This is a genomic window from Microbulbifer sp. ABM4_008 (assembly GCF_056311705.1).
Genome location: NZ_CM149970.1, coordinates 3,306,641 through 3,326,196 on the forward strand (window position 1 = coordinate 3,306,641; position 19,556 = coordinate 3,326,196).

At 47.0% G+C, this 19,556-nt stretch carries 18 protein-coding genes and 1 pseudogene; 6 read left to right on the forward strand and 13 right to left on the reverse strand.

The features are described 5' to 3' along the window. Positions 1-171 precede the first annotated feature (171 nt). The 3 genes and pseudogenes from ACYX4J_RS14270 to ACYX4J_RS14280 form a co-directional block, all read left to right on the forward strand. On the forward strand, positions 172-777 hold the full coding sequence (locus ACYX4J_RS14270) for a hypothetical protein (protein WP_476176877.1): 606 nt from the start codon (positions 172-174) through the stop codon (positions 775-777). A gap of 403 nt (positions 778-1,180) precedes the next feature. Next, the gene (gene atzF / locus ACYX4J_RS14275) at positions 1,181-2,599 is read left to right on the forward strand and encodes an allophanate hydrolase (protein ID WP_444932689.1); all 1,419 of its coding nucleotides are present in this window, start codon (positions 1,181-1,183) and stop codon (positions 2,597-2,599) included. 104 nt (positions 2,600-2,703) lie between these two features. Continuing rightward, positions 2,704-2,955: pseudogene (locus ACYX4J_RS14280) on the forward strand (allophanate hydrolase-related protein); the annotation flags it as partial. On the opposite strand, the gene ACYX4J_RS14285 reads toward ACYX4J_RS14280, so the two are convergent. Further along, positions 2,882-3,763 carry a LysR family transcriptional regulator gene (locus ACYX4J_RS14285; protein ID WP_476176878.1) on the reverse strand — a complete coding sequence of 294 codons (882 nt, stop codon included), beginning with the start codon at positions 3,761-3,763 and terminating at the stop codon, positions 2,882-2,884. The pseudogene ACYX4J_RS14280 and the gene ACYX4J_RS14285 overlap by 74 nt on opposite strands. Before the next feature lie 91 nt (positions 3,764-3,854). Between ACYX4J_RS14285 and ACYX4J_RS14290 the strand changes: the two genes are divergently transcribed. Both ACYX4J_RS14290 and ACYX4J_RS14295 read left to right on the forward strand, forming a co-directional pair. Then, the gene (locus ACYX4J_RS14290; RefSeq protein WP_476176879.1) at positions 3,855-4,505 is read left to right on the forward strand and encodes a GAT domain-containing protein; all 651 of its coding nucleotides are present in this window, start codon (positions 3,855-3,857) and stop codon (positions 4,503-4,505) included. After that, the gene (locus ACYX4J_RS14295; RefSeq protein WP_476176880.1) at positions 4,506-5,153 is read left to right on the forward strand and encodes a type 1 glutamine amidotransferase; all 648 of its coding nucleotides are present in this window, start codon (positions 4,506-4,508) and stop codon (positions 5,151-5,153) included. Between the two features lie 133 nt (positions 5,154-5,286). Here ACYX4J_RS14295 and ACYX4J_RS14300 read toward each other — a convergent pair whose 3' ends face one another. The 4 genes from ACYX4J_RS14300 to ACYX4J_RS14315 form a co-directional block, all read right to left on the reverse strand. Then, positions 5,287-5,736, reverse strand: a complete 450-nt coding sequence (locus tag ACYX4J_RS14300; RefSeq protein ID WP_476176881.1) for a hypothetical protein — start codon at positions 5,734-5,736, stop codon at positions 5,287-5,289. A gap of 266 nt (positions 5,737-6,002) precedes the next feature. Further along, entirely contained in the window at positions 6,003-7,319 is a 1,317-nt protein-coding gene (locus ACYX4J_RS14305; protein WP_444916603.1) for a sodium ion-translocating decarboxylase subunit beta, read from the reverse strand. A gap of 19 nt (positions 7,320-7,338) precedes the next feature. Then, on the reverse strand, positions 7,339-9,129 hold the full coding sequence (oadA, locus tag ACYX4J_RS14310; RefSeq protein ID WP_476176882.1) for a sodium-extruding oxaloacetate decarboxylase subunit alpha: 1,791 nt from the start codon (positions 9,127-9,129) through the stop codon (positions 7,339-7,341). Between the two features lie 53 nt (positions 9,130-9,182). Then, on the reverse strand, positions 9,183-9,419 hold the full coding sequence (locus tag ACYX4J_RS14315; RefSeq protein WP_444935452.1) for an OadG family protein: 237 nt from the start codon (positions 9,417-9,419) through the stop codon (positions 9,183-9,185). 565 nt (positions 9,420-9,984) lie between these two features. On the opposite strand from ACYX4J_RS14315, the gene ACYX4J_RS14320 reads away from it, so the two are divergent. After that, positions 9,985-10,989 (forward strand): tRNA dihydrouridine synthase, encoded by a 1,005-nt coding sequence (locus tag ACYX4J_RS14320; protein ID WP_475708377.1) that lies wholly within the window; start codon positions 9,985-9,987, stop codon positions 10,987-10,989. 66 nt (positions 10,990-11,055) lie between these two features. On the opposite strand, the gene ACYX4J_RS14325 is transcribed toward ACYX4J_RS14320, so the two are convergent. The 8 genes from ACYX4J_RS14325 to ACYX4J_RS14360 form a co-directional block, all read right to left on the reverse strand. Continuing rightward, positions 11,056-11,841: an outer membrane lipoprotein-sorting protein gene (locus ACYX4J_RS14325; protein ID WP_476176883.1), complete on the reverse strand. Its 786-nt coding sequence runs from the start codon at positions 11,839-11,841 to the stop codon at positions 11,056-11,058. Continuing rightward, positions 11,834-13,048 (reverse strand): ABC transporter permease, encoded by a 1,215-nt coding sequence (locus ACYX4J_RS14330; RefSeq protein ID WP_444932680.1) that lies wholly within the window; start codon positions 13,046-13,048, stop codon positions 11,834-11,836. Before ACYX4J_RS14330 ends, ACYX4J_RS14325 begins: the two co-directional genes overlap by 8 nt. Beyond that, positions 13,036-13,719: an ABC transporter ATP-binding protein gene (locus ACYX4J_RS14335; RefSeq protein ID WP_444896590.1), complete on the reverse strand. Its 684-nt coding sequence runs from the start codon at positions 13,717-13,719 to the stop codon at positions 13,036-13,038. The genes ACYX4J_RS14330 and ACYX4J_RS14335 overlap by 13 nt, the downstream gene beginning before the upstream one ends. A gap of 23 nt (positions 13,720-13,742) precedes the next feature. Next, positions 13,743-14,357 carry a hypothetical protein gene (locus ACYX4J_RS14340; RefSeq protein WP_476176884.1) on the reverse strand — a complete coding sequence of 205 codons (615 nt, stop codon included), beginning with the start codon at positions 14,355-14,357 and terminating at the stop codon, positions 13,743-13,745. A 613-nt stretch (positions 14,358-14,970) separates the two neighbouring features. Next, positions 14,971-15,858, reverse strand: coding sequence for a hypothetical protein (locus ACYX4J_RS14345; RefSeq protein WP_445360024.1), 888 nt, complete (start codon positions 15,856-15,858; stop codon positions 14,971-14,973). A 760-nt stretch (positions 15,859-16,618) separates the two neighbouring features. Next, positions 16,619-17,380 (reverse strand): LytR/AlgR family response regulator transcription factor, encoded by a 762-nt coding sequence (locus tag ACYX4J_RS14350; protein ID WP_444905870.1) that lies wholly within the window; start codon positions 17,378-17,380, stop codon positions 16,619-16,621. Further along, positions 17,368-18,180, reverse strand: coding sequence for a sensor histidine kinase (locus ACYX4J_RS14355; protein WP_476176885.1), 813 nt, complete (start codon positions 18,178-18,180; stop codon positions 17,368-17,370). Before ACYX4J_RS14355 ends, ACYX4J_RS14350 begins: the two co-directional genes overlap by 13 nt. 206 nt (positions 18,181-18,386) lie before the next feature. Beyond that, the gene (locus ACYX4J_RS14360) at positions 18,387-19,556 is read right to left on the reverse strand and encodes a hypothetical protein (RefSeq protein WP_476176886.1); all 1,170 of its coding nucleotides are present in this window, start codon (positions 19,554-19,556) and stop codon (positions 18,387-18,389) included.

Consider the following 19,556-nt stretch of genomic DNA (forward strand, 5'->3'; position numbering starts at 1 on the left):
CATACCACGTACTACGGCGCCTTAATCCCCAAATATGAATCGCTGGTCACAACCCAATAGAACTGAACCCGCCAGGTCTATCTTTTGACGCGGCAATCAATCTCGAAACTATCACTAGTCCTCAGGCCCAATTATGTTTGAAAGTGAAAATCGAACTTAAAGGCAAGCCGAATGAAAATGCGGCCAGACACAGCTCTCTTTCGCCCCCTATTGGCTTTATGTGCCATAACACTCCTCACGTTAACCGGTTGCGATCAACATCGAGGTACATCCCAGCAAGAGGAGGCCAGCAGCACTCCAGGGCACCAGGACTGGGAAACTATCGTAGAGGTCCTTCTGCACCCCCGCTGCCTAAATTGCCACCAGTTGGAGATGCCACTTATAAATGAAGGGTCTCCCCATGTTCCAAGAGTGGAGCGCGGTCCAGATAATATGGGGGCAGGTACCATGCGTTGCAATAACTGCCATTCAAATAAAAACAACCCTGTTACCGGTGCGCCTGGAGCTCCAGGGTGGGTTATGGCACCCATTGAGTTGAACTGGTCACAAAAATCCTCCGCTCAAATCTGCAAGCTGTTAACTACTCCCCAGGACAACGGCGGGCGAGCACCAACCAGTCAACTGGAGTTTGTCAGTACCAGCCCACTGGTATTGTGGGGATGGCACCCCGGTGACAGCCGCCAACCGGTAAATATCCCCCACGATAAGTTCATTGAAGCAATGAAAGGTTGGATTGCAGCAGGGACACCCTGTCCACCGGAGAGGACATCAAACTAATTATGTATTTGCTAAATCTAATATTATGCGGTTTACATTGAGATAAAAATTCTTGAAAAAATATAATCTTAGTAATACAAACATCGAAATAAATAACAGTTCGGTATCTAGGGAGCCTCTGAATAACTCCGTAATGCCTCTGCGGGTCTTGAAGGCTGCAGATGTTAGGCGCAGCTCGCCGCGAATGGCCGTAGCCCTTTGCAAGAGCTGCAACGCAGCAGCTGTGGCCTTCAAGGCCCGCCCTTCGGGGCTTGCAGAGCGATTCACACTCCGCGTTGCGACTTCTTGAAAGGTCTAGACATTCCTGCGAAGCCGCGCCTTGACTGTGAACCGCTCTGCATGCCAGAGGTATCACGGAGTTATTCAGAGGCTCCCTAGCTGAAGTTATTCTCGGAACCCTTTTATGGCCCACGATTTAACGCTAGACCATCTAAGAAACACCTACTCCCAAGGTATTACAACACCGCGTGAACTCATTGCCAGTCTATTAAAGCAAGCACTGCAGCAAGCCAATTATAACGCCTGGATAACCCTATTAACGCGAGAAGAGCTAGAGCCCTATCTAGAAGCATTGGACCGAATAAGGCCCAGCGATCTGCCATTATACGGAGTGCCCTTTGCTATCAAGGATAATATTGATCTTGCTGGAGTACCTACAACAGCAGCCTGCCCAGACTTTAGCTATATCCCTCGCGAAAGCGCATTTGTTGTAAAGCTATTGATTGAAGCAGGAGCCGTGCCGCTCGGCAAAACCAATCTCGATCAATTCGCCACCGGTCTAGTAGGTGTTCGCTCCCCTTACGGAGAAGGTAAAAACTCTTTTAACCAGGAGTATATTTCTGGCGGGAGCAGTGCGGGATCAGCTATTGCCACAGCACTTGGGCAAGTCAGTTTTGCTTTGGGAACAGATACTGCTGGTTCTGGTCGGGTACCTGCGGCACTCAATAATTTAATAGGCCACAAGCCCACTCGGGGACTGCTGAGCACTACAGGGGTTGTCCCCGCCTGTAAAAGTCTCGACTGCATATCAATATTCGCCCTAAATTGTCAAGATGCCGCCAAGCTACTTGATATTACGGCGAAGTTTGATTCAGCCGACATCTATAGCCGTACCACCCCATCTTCAAATAGGCTGCGGTATTTCCAGAAAAGCTTCCCTAACAATAAGATCAGTTTTTCTTTTGGTATACCTGAGCAACTTGATTTTCAAGGGAACAAAGAAACCCAGGCACTCTTTAATCAATCTATCAAAAAATTAAAAGTGCTGGGCGGACGGGCTGTAACTGTAGACTTTAATCCTTTTATAGAAGCGGCAAAGCTACTATACGAAGGTCCCTGGGTAGCCGAGCGCTGGATTGCAACTCAAGGTGTAAAACCGAAATCCATGCTTGAGGTAATCCGGAAGGTTATTAACTCCGCGGAAACAAAAACTGCAGCTGATGCTTTCTTGGGACAATACCGCTTACAAGCACTAAAGAGAACCTGTGATAAAACACTGGAGAATGTCGATTTTATCATTATTCCCACTATACCGACTGCTTACACCCGCCAGCAAATATCCGAGCAACCCATTCAAAGAAATTCTATTCTCGGAACCTACACAAATTTTATGAATTTATTGGACTATTCTGCGACCGCAGTGCCCGTTGGCTTTCTTAGTTCCGGAATTAGCTGGGGAGTCACTTTGTTTAGCCAGAAACATTGCGATATGTCCCTGCTAAGTTTTTCTAATAGTTTACACCAGGCCTGTAATCTCCCATTGGCTGCTACAGGAGAACGCCCGGGAGAGACGTCCAACCAAGACAGCGGCTCTCGCCATTAGCTCTGGCAAAAATTGTAGTCTGTGGTGCACATCTCAAAGAGTAACCTCTCAACTGGCAACTCACTGAGCGGGGAGAACAGTTATATCAGAAAACAACAACCAGTCACCAATACCGACTCTATGTTCTCCCCGAGGAGGAGCGCCCCGCTCTGGTTCGCGATGAATCAAGAGATGGGCAAGCCATCCAGGCGGAAATATGGCAGTTACCAAGCGAATATTTCGGTAGTTTAGTTGCTGCAATACCCTCTATGGAAGCTGGCTTAACTGGCTCCAATCCAAACACTAAGCCCACTCGGCAAATTTACTTAGCCAGGAGGCATTCATTTTCCTTCCTACTACAAAGAGCTCTTCACTAGATTTTATATCTCCATCCTCCACCCTAACGATTACCCCACCCATTTCAGTTATCAGAGGCTCAGGCAGAAAAGCGAGCAGCCTATTATTTTTTACTAGCTGGCAAAGAACCCCATAATCATTTACAACGACCTGCACCTTGCGAGGATAATTAATTTCTGGCCAGCCATCGCTGCCTATCCCCCGCTCTTCACCACAGAAGGGTGATATCCTCGGTGCGGCAAATGGATATTGCAAGATATCTGACAGTGAAGCCTTCACCTCAGCCCCCTGCTCCACGATCAAAGAGTGATCAGGCCCTGCAGCAATACACATTGATACTGAGCCAAGTGGCCGAGCATCCATTGTGGATGACAACTGCCCCAAAACCGCTCCGGTTATCAGGGCCAGGTCTACCTCCCCCCTGGATAACATCTTCAATGCCAAGGCTTCATAGGCCGATGTGAATGACAACCGCCCCCCTGCTTCCTCAGTAGTAAATTTGCGGTGGATAAATGTACCCCAGGCTAGTTGCAGCATGGTCGGAGCAGCAATTCGGCACTCCTGATTTACCTTTAGCTCGCCAACTTCAGAGCGAATTCTTCTGGCAATCGCCACCATCTCAACCGCCCGACTTTGCAGTCTGCGGCCTGCGTCATTGATTTTCAGTTGCTTGCCAACTCGATCAAACAGGCGAGTACCCAGCTCTCCTTCCAGCCGCTTTAATGTTTTACTCAATCCACCCGGGCTCGTATCCAGCCTGTCTGCGGAGCGCTGCAGGTTCTCCGTCGCAGCAATCACTAGAAACTTCTCAAGTGCTTCTATTTCCATAGTGGAATCAAATATCTCTATTTTTGAATCGATTATTCACTAGAGTACTCTTAGAATCCCCTGCATCCAAGTTCATAGCTACACAAAACCGATGAAAAATATTCTTCTCTTTTTGGCGCTGACAATCAGCTCAAGCGTATGCTTCACACAATCTTCATTAGCACAAAGTGACAATTCGGTCGGAATTCATGGCATGGCCCTGTTTACCGTCGGCGGGCAAATTATTGCCACACACATGCCACTACATGGCGGAAAACACAGTCATCAAGTTATTTTGGAATTGGAGACTGATGACCAGGAGGCGGTGCAAAACCTCCTCAAGCTAAACGAGTTAGTTACATTGCTTCCAGAGAAATTTTCTTTACGCGAACTACGCGAGGGAAAACTCAATGCCTTTAACGCCGAATTGTTTACAGGGCATTTTGAACGAGGAGGAAAACTTGCGCTTCAAGCTGTTACTTTCCGGGTAACCTCTCGACTAATGGACAGTCCCCTTACCCGTACAGAAAATGGGCACTACCAATTAATACTTCTTGAAAATTCCACTTTGCTTGTGCATGAAATTGCATCCACCCCCAGCTTCGACCAAATACTGCTGGTCAGCACCGACCATAATTTTTCCAGCGACATTCATAGCAGCAGTTTAAAACCGCTTTCGAAAGATAGCTGGCCAAAAAGCCTAACTAAAGCCGGCATCCACTATAAGGAAGAACTGTATTTTGAAAATCAGGATTTCCAGTAAATGACCAAACCGATACTGATTATCCAACATGAGGAAACTGAGGGCCCGGGGTATATTTATGACTGGGCTACAGAGAAGCGAATACCGCTTTCTATCATTAACCCTCAGAAATCACCACTTCCTCAAAGCGGCTTTAGCGGAGTTATTATCCTTGGTGGGATGATGAACGTTTGCGAGCGCGAAAGGCTCCCCTGGCTTGCCAATGAGATTGCATGGGTAAAAAACTGCATTGAACTTCCGATCCCAATACTGGGCATCTGCCTTGGGGCACAGATTCTTGCATATGCATTGGAAGCAGAGGTCCGCCAACTTCCTCAAGAGGAAATGGGCTGGCTACCTATAAGGTCTACAACAGCACTGAATTTCAATTTAGAGAATGTATTCCAGGCACATAGCTATTTCTTTGAAATTCCGGAGGGAGCAATTTGCTTGGCAGAATCTGACTTGTGCCCTCATCAGGCCTTTTTATTCAGCGAAAGAATAATGGGTTTGCAGTTTCACCTAGAGTGGTCCAATGAAGATATTGCCCAACTATTTCCTGAATACTTTAAAACCTACGGTTCCTCAGAGAAGCTCCATCAGCAAGGGCGTGACTTTTTATATAAGATCCTAGACACTCACTTCTGTAAAATAGGCAACCTTAGATAAGAAGCTTAAGTATGAACAAGTGGTGCAAAGCTGTACTCTCACCTATTAGTTATCGTCCTTACTTTGTAAGGGGTAGCCAGGGGCGCAAACTCATCCAAGAGTAGCCGCCCCATATTAAACTGGCTATTAGTTACTACTCATCGGAGCATTCAATTCCACTCTCAAAGCAAAGGCCACCACGTTGGGAGCAAATTTCAAGTAATCTCCCCTTCGCCTCAATACGACTAAAACCTTTAGAATGAATACCGCCAGCTTTTACATCTGACATATAACAAGCCCACTTAGGGCGCTCCTCCACCGGAACTGGATGTGCCAATTCAGACTGAGCTTCAATACTCGCCTGCAACTCCAAAATCAGGTCCTGAAGCCGACGGACATTTTTTCGCAACTTAACCACTTCTTTTTCTAAGTCACGAACATTTTCAGCTCCAGCACCCTGTTTGTGATCAGAGTGTACTTCTTTACGGAGCTTAACCACCTCTTTTTTTAACTGGCGGACTTCTTCCGCAGTTTGATGATTATCATGTGCAAATGCACTGGTGGAGAAAAGAGCAAAGGCAATTAAGAATGGCAAACTACGCATTGGGGTTACTTCCTAATGAATTTTTATTCCAGTAAAAATTTTGGGAGGAATATAGCGCAACTAACCTTAACTCAAAATGAATTCTATCGATGGAGATGCTCTGTTGACCGGATAAACATACCTACTCCAGCTATGACTGCCTCTTCACATTATTTAAATCAGAAGGATCTGTTTTAACCAGCAAAAGCGGACAAAATGCATTTGTTTTAGGTCAACAAAAAAGGGCGAACACTGTTCGCCCTCTCTTCCAAAGCCATGGATTTTGGTTACCCGCCAGTGAGGCTCCGCACCATACTGATCATCACACCCGCAGCCACCGCAGAACCGATAACACCGGCTACGTTGGGGCCCATTGCGTGCATCAACAGGAAGTTGTGAGGATTGGATTCGAGTCCCACTTTGTTGGACACCCGCGCGGCCATAGGTACGGCAGAAACACCAGCAGAACCAATCAATGGGTTAATCTTGTGCTTGCTGAATACATTAATCAACTTAGCCATCAACACGCCAGCCGCAGTGCCGATCGCAAATGCCACAATACCCAAAGCCAAAATACCCAGAGTTTTAGGGTCGAGGAATTTGTCTGCCGCCAATTTCGAACCAACGGAAAGTCCCAGGAAAATAGTGGTGATATTGATCAGCGCGTTCTGAGCGGTGTCCGACAAGCGGGAAACGACTCCGCACTCACGCATCAAGTTACCAAAGCAGAACATACCCAACAGCGGTGCAGCAGCTGGCAGGAACAGGGCCACTAAAATCAGCAGCAACATCGGGAAGGCAATTTTTTCCCGCTTGCTCACATGGCGCAATTGCACCATTTCAATTTTGCGTTCCTGCTCAGTGGTCAGGGCTCGCATTATCGGCGGCTGAATCATAGGTACCAGCGCCATATACGAATATGCCGCTACAGCAATAGCCCCCAACAGGTCCGGGGCCAATAGACTGGAAACATAGATAGCTGTGGGACCATCTGCTCCACCGATAATACCGATCGCAGCGGCATCGGCGATTGAGAAGTCCATGATTCCCGCTACCGAGAGACCCACAGCACCGAGCACCGTGGCAAAGATCCCAAACTGGGCCGCTGCACCGAGGAACAAGGTGCGCGGATTGGCGAGTAGCGGACCAAAGTCGGTCATAGCCCCTACGCCCATAAAAATCACCAACGGCGCAATGCCGGAGGCAATAGCTACGGAATAGAAGTTATACAGCATACCGTTATTGAAACCGGCATCCCGGGCAAACTCAGCTGCTTGTACTTGCACGGCTGCCGGCGCACTGGCCAGAGCTTCCTTCAGCGCGGGTAAAGCTGAAGTACTATCAAGACCCAGGATCTGGGCCATTTGCGTCAAAACAGCTCCATCTCCCTGGGTAAGGGCTGTCTCTGCGGCTGAGAGTGCCAAATCAGCACCGGGAATATTGGCCAGGATTCCGCCGAAACCGATAGGCACCAAAAGCAGGGGCTCAAAGTTTTTGCGAATGGCCAAAAACAGCAGGCCCAGGCCCACTAAAATCATAATGAACTGGCCCGATGCCATCTGCGCGACACCGGAGGAATGCCAAAGAGTAATCAGATTATCCACGTGTGACTCCTACCTTTGGCTATGCAATAGACAGCAGGGCATCACCCACCGCCACTGAATCGCCTTCTTTTACTGCCACACTGGCGACGTTACCGGCACGAGGGGCACTCACCACAGTTTCCATCTTCATCGCTTCCAGTACTAACACCGCCTGGCCTTCACTCACCTGATCCCCAGGCTTCACCATTACTTTGAAGATATTTCCAGCGAGAGGCGCATTAACCGGCTCACCTCCGGTAGCAGGCACGGAAGGTGCACTAGCTGCAGATGCGGGAGTACCACCGGACACAGGGGCAATATTGGTTAAGTCGCCACCATCGGCCACAGTGACGGTGTAGCTCTGTCCCTCTACAGTCACGGTGTAAACTTCTTCACCTTTGTCGTTCTTGACTGCAGCACCTTCATTACCGGTAGGTACTGGCTCAAAAGCTTCTGGATTACCACGGTTCTTCAGGAACTTCAGGCCAATCTGCGGGAAGAGTGCATAGGTAAGCACATCGTCGATCTCCCCCTCACCATCGGTCAGGGCCGCATCTTGTTCACCCGCTTTCTCTTGAAGCTCCAGGGTTAACTTGTCCAACTCTGGTGCCAACAGGTCTGCCGGACGACAGGTAACCGGATTCGCCCCATCCAGTACCCGGACCTGCAGCTCCTGGTTAACTTCAGCAGGTGTCGCACCGTATTCGCCTTTCAAGACGGCGGCTGTCTCTTTAGAGATCGATTTGTAACGCTCTCCAGTCAGGACATTGAGCACCGCCTGGGTACCCACAATCTGGGAGGTGGGGGTAACCAGCGGGATAAAGCCCAGGTCTTCACGCACCCGCGGGATTTCCTCTAGCACATCATCCAAGCGATCCCCGGCGCCCTGTTCGCGCAGCTGGCTCTCCATATTGGTGAGCATGCCACCCGGCACCTGGGCCACCAGGATGCGGGAGTCCACGCCTTTCAAGGAGCCCTCAAACTTCGCGTATTTCTTGCGAACGTTACGGAAGTAAGCCGCAATTTCTTCCAGCAGATTAATATCCAGCCCGGTGTCCCGCTCAGTGCCTTCCAAAATCGCCACCAACGCTTCGGTTGGGCTGTGACCATAGGTCATGGACATAGAGCTGATCGCGGTGTCCACGTTGTCGATACCCGCCTCGATACACTTGAGAGCGGTAGCAGTAGATAAACCGGTAGTAGCGTGGCACTGCATATGGATGGGGATGTCCACGGCGGCCTTCAAACGTTTCACCAGCTCGTAGCCCTCATAGGGGCGAAGCAGACCGGCCATGTCCTTGATCGCGATGGAATCCGCTCCCATATCCTCGATCTGGCGCCCCAGGTCCACCCACAAGTCCATGGTGTGTACTGGGCTCACGGTATAGGAGATGGTGCCCTGAGCGTGCTTCTCTTGTTTCTTCACCGCAGCCAGTGCGGTTTTCAGGTTGCGCATATCGTTCATCGCGTCGAACACGCGGAATACGTCTACCCCATTGACTGCAGCGCGCTCTACAAACTTCTCAACCACGTCATCCGCATAGTGGCGGTAGCCGAGAATATTCTGTCCCCTGAACAGCATCTGTTGAGGCGTATTCGGCATAGCTTTCTTCAATTCACGAATACGCTCCCAGGGATCTTCGCCGAGATAGCGAATGCAGGAGTCGAAAGTGGCCCCCCCCCAGGACTCCAGAGACCAGAAGCCAACTTTATCGAGCTTCTCAGCAATCGGCAGCATATCGTCCAGTCGCAGTCGGGTAGCGAACAGTGACTGGTGGGCATCGCGCAGGACTACATCGGTAATCCCCAATGGCTTTTTAACCTCAGTCATGGGTTATCTCTCTCGGCAGAAATTATTGGAAATTGTTTGGAAGCGATTGGTGGTTAGCGTCTTTTGCGATGCTGTTCGATCGCCGCTTTAATCACCGCATGTAAATGGGCCTTATCATTCCCTGCGGTTGGGGAAGGCGTGTGGGATACGGGCTCCGCTTCGGGAAAATAGCGGGAGATGATTCTCGACATAATACCGGTACCGATCACCAGCAATAGCAGAAAAGTAAAAACAATTCCCATACCAAACAGGGTGATATCTAGCCCCTGTTGCAAAAGTGTTTCTTGCACTGTTTATTCCCCCTGGCACCAGGCAATAAAACCAGCCATTCCGGACGGTTTCATCTGTCCCCGTAACACTATGAATTTACGTACCTATTTATTCAGGACAGCTGAAACACCCCAATTGATATTTTGTGCATATGTAAAATCTTCGCTCACAATTAAACAAATTTATGTCGTACAACCAATAAACTTGCCCGGGAAAATCTCACTTAGCCCAGCCGTCCCAAATTTCTGCACATCGGAATCTTATTCCCTAGACCGGTAATTTCAACCGCCGCTGCACCTGGTCCTCCCCCAAAAAGAGCGGGCACACAGGAAAAAATTCGTTAGCTCCAAAATGCTGATATTTTTCTATTATCAATACAAGTTGCTTTTAAAATCAAACACTTATTGGTTTCAGGGGCAACGGAGGGGTCTAAATTACCACGCCCAATTTTGGTGCGAAACATCAATAGGCTGAGTTTATTTCTCCTACTTTTATATACTGAAGAATGATCGTTTTTGCGCCATTACAATAACTTGCTGATAGAATATGCGCCTTTAGATTTATGATTTACCTCTCAACTGACTTATGACCGACAAGACACCTACCCCAGAACCCACGATTTACCAGGCACCAATGGAGGGGGTAATCGACCATCACGTGCGTGCCCTGCTCTCCGCCATTGGAGGAGTCGATATCTGTGTTACAGAGTTTGTTCGTGTCACTAATACTCGCTTGCCTCGCAGAGTATTCACCCGCTTGTGCCCAGAGGTCGACAAAGGTGCAAAGACCCCAAGCGGGATTCCAGTACGGTTACAGCTGTTAGGCGGCAACCCCAATGCAATGGCAATTAATGCAGTAAAAGCAGTTGAGTTCGGTGCTACAGCAATTGATCTCAATTTCGGCTGCCCTGCAAAATCAGTGAATAACAGCGACGGTGGCGCCTGCCTATTGCAAAGCCCTCACAGAGTGGAAGCTATTGTAGGAGCGGTTCGCCGCGCTGTCCCTGTAAACATCCCGGTCACCGCAAAAATCCGGCTGGGCTTTAATGATCGCTCTAGCTATATGGATAACGCCCAGGCCGCAGCAGCTGGCGGCGCAAATGAATTGGCAGTACACGCTCGCTCCAAAGTCGATGGCTATAAACCCCCAGCCTACTGGGAATACATCGGTGAAATTCGCCAAACACTGGAAATCCCAGTCATTGCCAACGGGGATATCTGGACACTTGAGGAATTTCAACGCTGCCGTGAAGTAACCGGATGCGAAGCATTTATGTTTGGTCGCAGCCTGCTAGCCAGGCCAGATTTGGGCAAGCAGATAAAAGCCTACTGCTCAGGTGAGAGCTATACAGCAATGGGCTGGCAAGAGATTATTGAAATTCTTTGGGGTTACTATCAAACCACCCGAGAAGTTTACCCTTCCAAGTATCTGGGCAATCGTATTAAGCAATGGCTCGCTTACTTGAAATTGGCTTTTCCTGAAGCCCAATTGTTCTTTGATAAAATAAAACGTCTCAGGGAGGCAGAAGAGCTTGATAGAGCTTTTTTCGAAGAGCGGAAAATTCAAATAGCATCAACTGAGGCAGCCTAATTTTCCGCACCTCTGCCAGTATCGGAATTGATACTGGCAGAGGAAGTTACCCGCTCAGATCCACTCTCACAGATCCATTTTTGACTGTCGACTCAAGTATGCCGGATTGAAGAATTTTTCCGCTAACTGATGCGCAGTGCTACTTTCGTAGTGAACTCTGGTTTCAGTGGTAGCCTTGATGCTATCAACTAAAACCATCTCCTCCACAAATAGCTCTTCATCCTTTATCCCCGATACAAAATGCGCAACCTTAGCCAACTTTCCAGATTTCAAGTAAAGCTCCGCTTGGATTGGGAAGAGACTCTCACTATCAAGCCACAATGTTATCTTTTGATAGCTGGCTCCTTTGGTTTTTGCCTCCAGCTGAAGTTTGTGGGTCAATTTACCCTTTAGAATTTCACTTGCCTCGAACTGCCCCCGATAGTCCTGGCTCCAAGTCAAAGTGGCGATATCACCAATTGAAGCCTCCCCCAGCAATCTTTGCATCGGTGTAATGCGGATAGGGCGGCGGCTGCGGGGCATCAATAGCCAGTAGTTATCCTGCAGCATCAGCATTTTTTGCCCTTCTTCACCAATACCTTTAAATACCACCAATGATTTTCTCTCAGGGCGAGTATAAACATGGTAGCGATCTTCGCTTTCTAACTCTCCCTGTTTAAAAACCTGGATGTTGGTGACAACTTTTGAAGATGACTCTCCAAGACGATAGGAATCGGCTTTGGCCAACATGCTTTCTACCTGTACAGCGGAAAAATGACTTTCCTTCTCCTCAGTCCCAGCTGAAACAAAGGGAGAGAACATCAGCAACAAACCAATCGCCAAGCTAACTCTGCCTAATCTTAATTTATACATGGACCAATGCCTCAGTAATCGGTTTATTGACACCTTTCCGTGCCGCAAGGAAGGATGAAAAAACACATATCGCAGCTATTGCAACCGAAATCATCCAAGCCAAGTTAATAGAGAAATAAACAGTCAAAGGATATCCCGTTGTTTTTCCCGGAGGTGGCGGCATAGTAATGTCAAACATCATCAATCCAGCGCTTATCAGACCAGCCAAAATAACACCTGCTAAAGACCCCACTACAGCAAGTACTAAAGCCTCCAATATAAACCCTGTTATCAATTCCACTTTGGATGCACCCAATGCGGACAAGGTACCTATTTCCCGTGTTCTCTCTGTTACCGACATTGCCAGCGTATTGAAAAGCGAGACAAAGATAACCAGTGCCATAATGATTCCCATCAACCCAAAAATTCGATCATAAAGACTCTTCACTCCCTGATAGAAAAAGGCACGATCCTCCCAAGTTGTAATTTCCAGCTCTGGAACTAACTCACGCAGCCTTTCCTGCAAGCTCGATGTCTTATCAAGGCTGTAGCCATAGATTGCCATGGTTGAGACCCTGTCACTATCTAAAAGGAACTGCGCAGCCTGAACAGAAATATATACTTGACGCTTATCCATATCTGGAACACCAGTCCCGAAAACTCCCCTAACCTTAAAATCCATTGCATTGAGAGCCCCATGAACTGTAGAGGACATTAAAGTAATATAATCCCCAGGCCTTACATTAAGATTTCTTGCGAGATCTTTACCCAGCATAATCTCAGGATCACTGATATCTTCACGGTTTGATAAAATACTGCCCTCAGTGACATTTAGAAAAGGCCCCTTCACCCGAAATTCACTTGGCAATATCCCCTGACCTAAAAAAATAGAAGACTTATCACCATTGGAAATTAACCCTTGCAGATAAACTCTAGGCTGCACGGCCTTCACATTTTCCTCAACCAACAAGTCCCTACGTAATTTATTGGCATTATCTAAACCAAGCTGAAGAGGAAAGTCCTCATCAGAAGAGAAATATCCCGGCTGTGTTAGCACCAAATGCCCCTCACTGCGCGCCGCGCTCTCTTTAAGGGATTGATATGTAAATAGGCCAAAACCTCCGGAGGTCATCAAGGCCGTTACCACAATGGAGATAATGGCAACAGCAAGAAAGCTTCTGCGACGATTGCGCAATAAATTTAAAACCGCGACTTTTAAGCGACGCATAAAGCACTCTCCTGCAGAATTACACCATCTTTCAACTCAACAACTCTATCGCAATGACGAGTCATTCGATCATCATGACTGGCAACAATAAAAGCTGTTTTTTGCTCCACTCCCAAATTTTTCATTAACTCAATAATTTGTTGTGCGGTAACACTATCCAAGCTGGCCGTAGGTTCATCAGCAATTACCAGTTTGGGCTGATGCACCAGTGCTCGAGCGATTGCTACTCTCTGCTGTTGTCCACCTGAAAGTCGATCTGGCCTGTAGTTGGAAAACTGGGACAGCCCGACATGATCCAACATGCCCATTACACGCCGCCTTACTTCACCTTCTTTCATTCCATTCAAAAGAAGTGGAAAGGCTACATTCTCAAAGGCTGTCATTACCGGAACCAAATTAAACTTTTGGAATACAAAACCCAGCTGGGTACGACGGATCTTCATTGACTGCCGATGGCTTTTTCTCAGCACCTCGCCGGCAAAGCAGACTTCTCCGCTGTAATCATGATCCAGTAGCCCGCAAATATTTAACAAGGTACTTTTACCAGACCCCGATGGTCCGCACAGAGCTACCATAGTGCCTGCTCGAATATCCAGATTCACATCTTTTAGGGCCCTAAGTTGAACCTCACCGGAAGTGTAAGTCTTTTCAATATGAGTGAGCTGTAACATAGATTTACTACCTGTTCGCACTATTAGTCAGAGTTTTTAACATCACCACATGGATTTGATATGCCATGACTCTCAGCCTTTGCTCCCCATAAATTCACTAACGCCTTGTCACTCTCAAGCTCTGCAGCCTGCAATGCGCCACAGTAAATCCAGCGAGTAGCGTCTGGCGGCATATATCCTATGCGTGGATCGCCCATCAACTCATGATAAAGTTCAAACCCACGGTCAAAAGAATTAAAGAACTTTGGCACTTTAGTAAAAGTTGTTGCGGCAATGCCTTTAAGCAACAAGTCTTGAGGCATCCCCTGAGAGGAACGACCAGGGTTATCCATTTCTTCAATTATGGTGAGCGCCTTATCCATACGGGCAATTCCATTCTCTGCATAACTGACCTTTCTCCAGGGCAACCAGCTTTCTTTTGCCATTAGAGTCTCACTGGCTCCCAGGTAAAAAAGTGCAATAGGATCAGAAGGATTATCTTTCTGTAACGCCTTAAAAGCCTCATAGGACTCCTCTATCGCCGCCCCACCCTGTGCTGCCGCTTTTTGGTACAAATCTTCAATTTGTGCGTCCTGGGCAGCAAGAGATGAAACGCTCACCCCAAGATTTAAAGCCATTATTACAAGTAACCTTTTCATTACACTTCTCCTTGCTTCTGAATTTCTAATAGATTACCTAGCATCCAAGTATCATTCAGGACAGTGCGATGAACTGTCTCTGGGGAGGATAAGAGGCAGAAACTTATGCTAAATGGCTGTAGGAAGCCTCTGAATAACTCCGTGATACCTCTGGCATGCAGAGCGGTTCACAATCAAGGCGCGGCTTCGCAGGAATGTCTAGACCTTTCAAGAAGTCGCAACGCGGAGTGTGAATCGCTATGCAAGCCCCAAAGGGCGGTCCTTGAAGGCCACAGCTGCTGCGTTGCAGCTCTTGCAAAGGGCTACGGCCATTCCCGGCGAGCTGCGCCTAACATCTGCAGCCTTCAAGACCCGCAGAGGCATTACGGAGTTATTCAGAGGCTCCCTAGAGGGTGGATAGGTGGAAAATTACTGCACGCGAAGAGATGCTATCGTTAAAGTGTCTAAACTCAGGAGAGAGTACCAATTAGTAAAGACTGCATAATCGCCAAAACATTGAAGACTTGGTATCTAAATTGATACTAATAAGAGTGCGCGATGCACATAGAGAGGATACAGACCAAAAGAGCAGTTCCTTTGATCTGTATAAAATATCAAATGAAATTTACAAAGACTAATCCACCATTGCAATATGGGTGGTCATTTCACCGACAGACTGTCCCAAATTATTTGTAGCTATAGTACGAACAATAAAAACATCGTTTTCAACATCTAAGAGTTCTACTTTTATATCTACATCTTGTCCTGCCAGCGCTAAGTTGTCCGCACATAAATCCGCAGAAGTAACTATAAAACGAGCACTATCTTCACCTGTCAACCGCCTCAAAAATATACAACATGACTTAATAAGGCTCTGCGAGGCAATAGCAACGGGCAACGCTTTCACCCTATCAAAATGCCCCATGCACATTTCTGGAGTAACTCTACCGATACTTGCCGTCAGAGACATTAGATCAATATTATGTACATTAATATCAATACTTTTGGAGTAAGGATTAATATCGCTAATAACAGGAGTGATATCATGGATACTATCACTATATATCTTATGGAAAGATCGCTCCCGCATTACATGATATTTCACGTTAAGTCGTGCCGCCACTTCACCAGCAGGGTCTAACAATTCTGCCTCAGCAACTAACTCTCTCTTACTGGCAAATACGGCTTTGGTTCGGGCCAGAAGGTAATCAGGGCGCATATCAGAAACAAAGCTATCATAAGTTTTCAAATCAGCTTTGCGCGCCAAGTAGTAATGCTTGGATCTTACTGGATTGGCCAAAGCGCCAAAACAAGAGCCCAAAATTGCCAAGTGTCGACCAATCTCCGCGACATCCATTAAACTACTTTCATATGTACTTTGACATTGCACAGGCACTTTAGCAACAAGCCAGCCGTCAGCGTCAAAATATAAAGCCTCTAGCGCAAAGTAGGGAGATTTCACCTCAATTAGATCCTCAACTCCTTCTACAGAAGAAGGATCCAACTTAAAACTATCCAACATAATTATTCCATTAATTATCGGAGAAAATTTACACACAGGTACTCACAGCAGAATACCTGCCATTACAAGAGGAAAATAGATTAGGCACTTTCGGGAAGAATGCAGCACATATACCTTCCCAGCCATTTAAGAAAATGTCCTAAAATAGAAAAACCATAAAGAAAAATCTTAGCCTATTTTACAAGCCAAATGAGCAGAAAATAGACCTTCAGGCAGAATCTCAAGCACCAGGCACAAACAAACTCAAACCCACCAAAATAGTTAATCTACAATTAAAAAACACTCCACCCCTCAAGTCGCGGGCAATTATGCCAATCAAACCCCTAAAGTAAATTACCGACAATTACAAAAACACCCCCCCAGTTCGCACAAGATTATTAGTCAAATCATATAGCAATAGCATGTAAACAAGCGTCCAAATTCAAACCCAAACAGCAACCATCCTAAAGTCTTAGCAATTAAAGTCCCATTAAGTTTAAAGCACGGCTTTAATAGTAATTCAATAAAGCCAATATCATCTTTAACGCTATAGTCTCTTATCGCCCCCCTTATCACCCTTCCTTTGATCAGTGGCAGTTGGAGCATTTAGACTAAAGATCTCTCGATACCAAACCAATCTGAATGTCCGGCCATGAAAAATAAGGGGCGATAAAGTTATTAAATCTTAGGTAGCAGATATGAATCTCTGACATACATATCAATTTAATTGGAGGGATTAATTTACCCCCCCTAAGTTAAGATAAATATAAATTGTTAATCGCTACATTGTTTTAAACAACGAAGCAGCCCTGCGACTCACCGTATATTGACGCCCGTCATCCATCACCACAGATACACCGCCAGTTATTCCACGGCATACTTTTTGAATACGCTTCACACAGACAATTGTAGAACGGTGGATTTGCCAAAATAAATCTGGCTCCAACTGAGCTAACAACTCCTTTAGTGGGGTTCTAATAATATGCTCACCCTGACCAGAGTAAACCGTCGTATATTTGTCCTCTGCCACAAATGCCGAAACCTCATCGCAGGCAATCAGATGAATATCTTCTCCCTTGCTTGCCTTAATCCAACGAAGGTACTCAGGTCTGCTTAAGGAAAGCTGCCTCAGTAACGCCTCAATATCAGGTCCTGACTTTAGGTTACCCTCTTCCCGGTCTCTCAGGCGCTGCCGAATACGATCACAAGCTTTTTCCAATCGCTTGTCATCAATAGGTTTTAGCAGATAGTCGGCTGCCTCATGCTCAAAAGCACTTACAGCATACTCATCATAGGCCGTGATAAAAACAATAATAGGATTTGTTTGTAATTTGCCAAGAGCCTCAGCAACAGCCAAACCATCCATTCCAGGCATACGAATATCGAGAAAAACCACATCAGGCTCCTCTCGCTGGCACAGAGCTAACGCTTCGTTACCATCACAGGCTTTACCAATAACCTCAAGCTCAGGAAAAATATCGGCAAGCATTTGGTCGAGATGGTGACGCAATAAAGGCTCATCATCTGCAATTATGGCACGCATGGAAACTCCAAACGGGCAGTTACTCCGCCCTGATTATTACTTTGAATCAGTAGCTTACCACGCTCTTGGTAAAGGGTAGAAAGTCGCTCCCTAATATTGCTTAGCGCAATCCCATTGTGTTTGCTGGAGCTAAGTTTATTAGCTCCAGCAGTGAGTCCCACACCATTATCTTCCACCTCAATAACCCATTGGCCTTCCTTCTGTTTCACCCGCAACCGGACCAGTCCACCTTTGGCTGCAGGCTCAATGCCATGAAAAATTGCATTTTCCACTAAGGGTTGCACAAGTAACGGGGGAACAAATGCCTCTAAACTCACATCCCCTGATAAATCAACTTCATACTCTAACCTTTCCCCCAGGCGTATCTTTTGAATCTCTAAATAGCATTTCAAACTGCTAAGCTCAACCTTTAAAGATACCTGATCGGAACGGGATTTTTTCAAGCTAATTCGCAAGAGATCACTAAAGTTATCCAGTAGGTCTTCTGCCTTTTGAGGGTCGTGACGAATTAGCATTTTTAGATTGGCCAGAGTATTGAAAAGAAAATGAGGCTCTATCTGGCTTTGCAGCACTTTTAGCTGGCTTTGAGCAAGAGTCTTTTGTTGTTCAAGCTTTAACAATTCAGCTTCCTGACGTTCCCTCTCAAGCTGGTGAGATTGCTCCCGGTTAAGATGAACTTGATAGAGAAAAATGGAAAGAAGAATGGCAATAATTAAAAAATCAAGTGCCCGAAATTCCCCAAAACCCGATACCCACCACCAAGCATGTAGAGTTCCCAGTACAGTTGCCGCTAAACTCACTACCGCATACTTTACTTTTGAGGGCCAAGTGGGCTTGAAAAACTCGACTACCTGCCTCGTGGATGTCGCTATAAATCCGTACGCCAGAGAAATTACGCCGTGAACTGCATAGCTCCCCCCCAGATAGCCTGAGTGATCACCGCCACCACCACACAAATTATCAATGTACGTAAGCACTCTCTTAACAGATTCACCCTTAACTCCACTCAAAAAACAATAGTCGTACTCAAGGTAAATACAGCCTGGTTTTGAAGCTGCGCAAAAGCAGACTCATCAGGACCAGCAAAATATCTTACGGATGTTCCAAGTACCCAATCGTCCGCCATCTCCCTCTCACCCCCGATAGTTAAAATAAGGCCACCATCTTCAGGCGTGTATATTAAATCTACTTTTGGATGGTACTCATTATTGGTAAGCGTCCAATGTAAAAGTAAATTATGCCTCAGGGTATTATCACTTAAAAAGGCCATTGCTGAGGATTGGCGAAGGCCATCCCACTGCACTCCCTGATTTTGGTACCATAGGCTGTTATCAAGCACCTGCTCCCATTCGCTTTTCCCCCAGGCCCGACTATCAAACCAGTACTCTAAAATAACCGAATGCCCAATGCTGTTTGCCCAAGTCATTCCTATAAGAGCTTGCCAGCCATCATCCATCTGCTCCTGTTTTGGCATAGCCGTCAAAGCTGGGGCTCGCCAGCGCCAGTATTCTTGCTGGTAGCGCCATTCTGTATGAATCTCCCATTGCTCTCCATAAGTATTAACCCAGCTTCCCCCTAAGTTCATACCTCGCTGATCATCCATGTAACCCAGTAACTGCCACTCGGCACTAGCTCCAAGCTGATACCAGCGCATGGCAAATCCCTTCGGGTGGTCACCCCCAGAGGCCTGGCTGATACCGGCATCCACCAGCATTACACTTAGCTCTCCATTTTCAGTGAAACGACTGGCAGACACTACCCCAACTCCTTCGCTCACTTGAAGTGATACCGGATTCCGCTCAATGGGTAAAAACCAATCCAGGGGGCGATGTCCATAACCAACACCAAAGTCCAGGCGGCGCTTGCCCAGCAACCAATCCCAGTCCTGCCAGCTCCCCTGCCAGAAAAGCTCCTCAACTACCAACTCTAAGTCTTCACTGCCACCGCGCTCTGCCTGGTGGAATGCAGAGATCTGCCCTTCCCAAGCTTCATACTGTAGTGCCCCCTGTAGTAAAGCTTGCCGAGACACACTTGATTGCGCCTCAAAAAGTGAGCTATCAGAAGCGCGATCATAAGCGGCTGTCATCGCCAGCTCCCACTGTGATTCAAGGGCATCCGCCTGGCTAGTAGCACTACCAATCAGTAGAGGTAGCGCCCAAAGAGAATATAGTTTCAT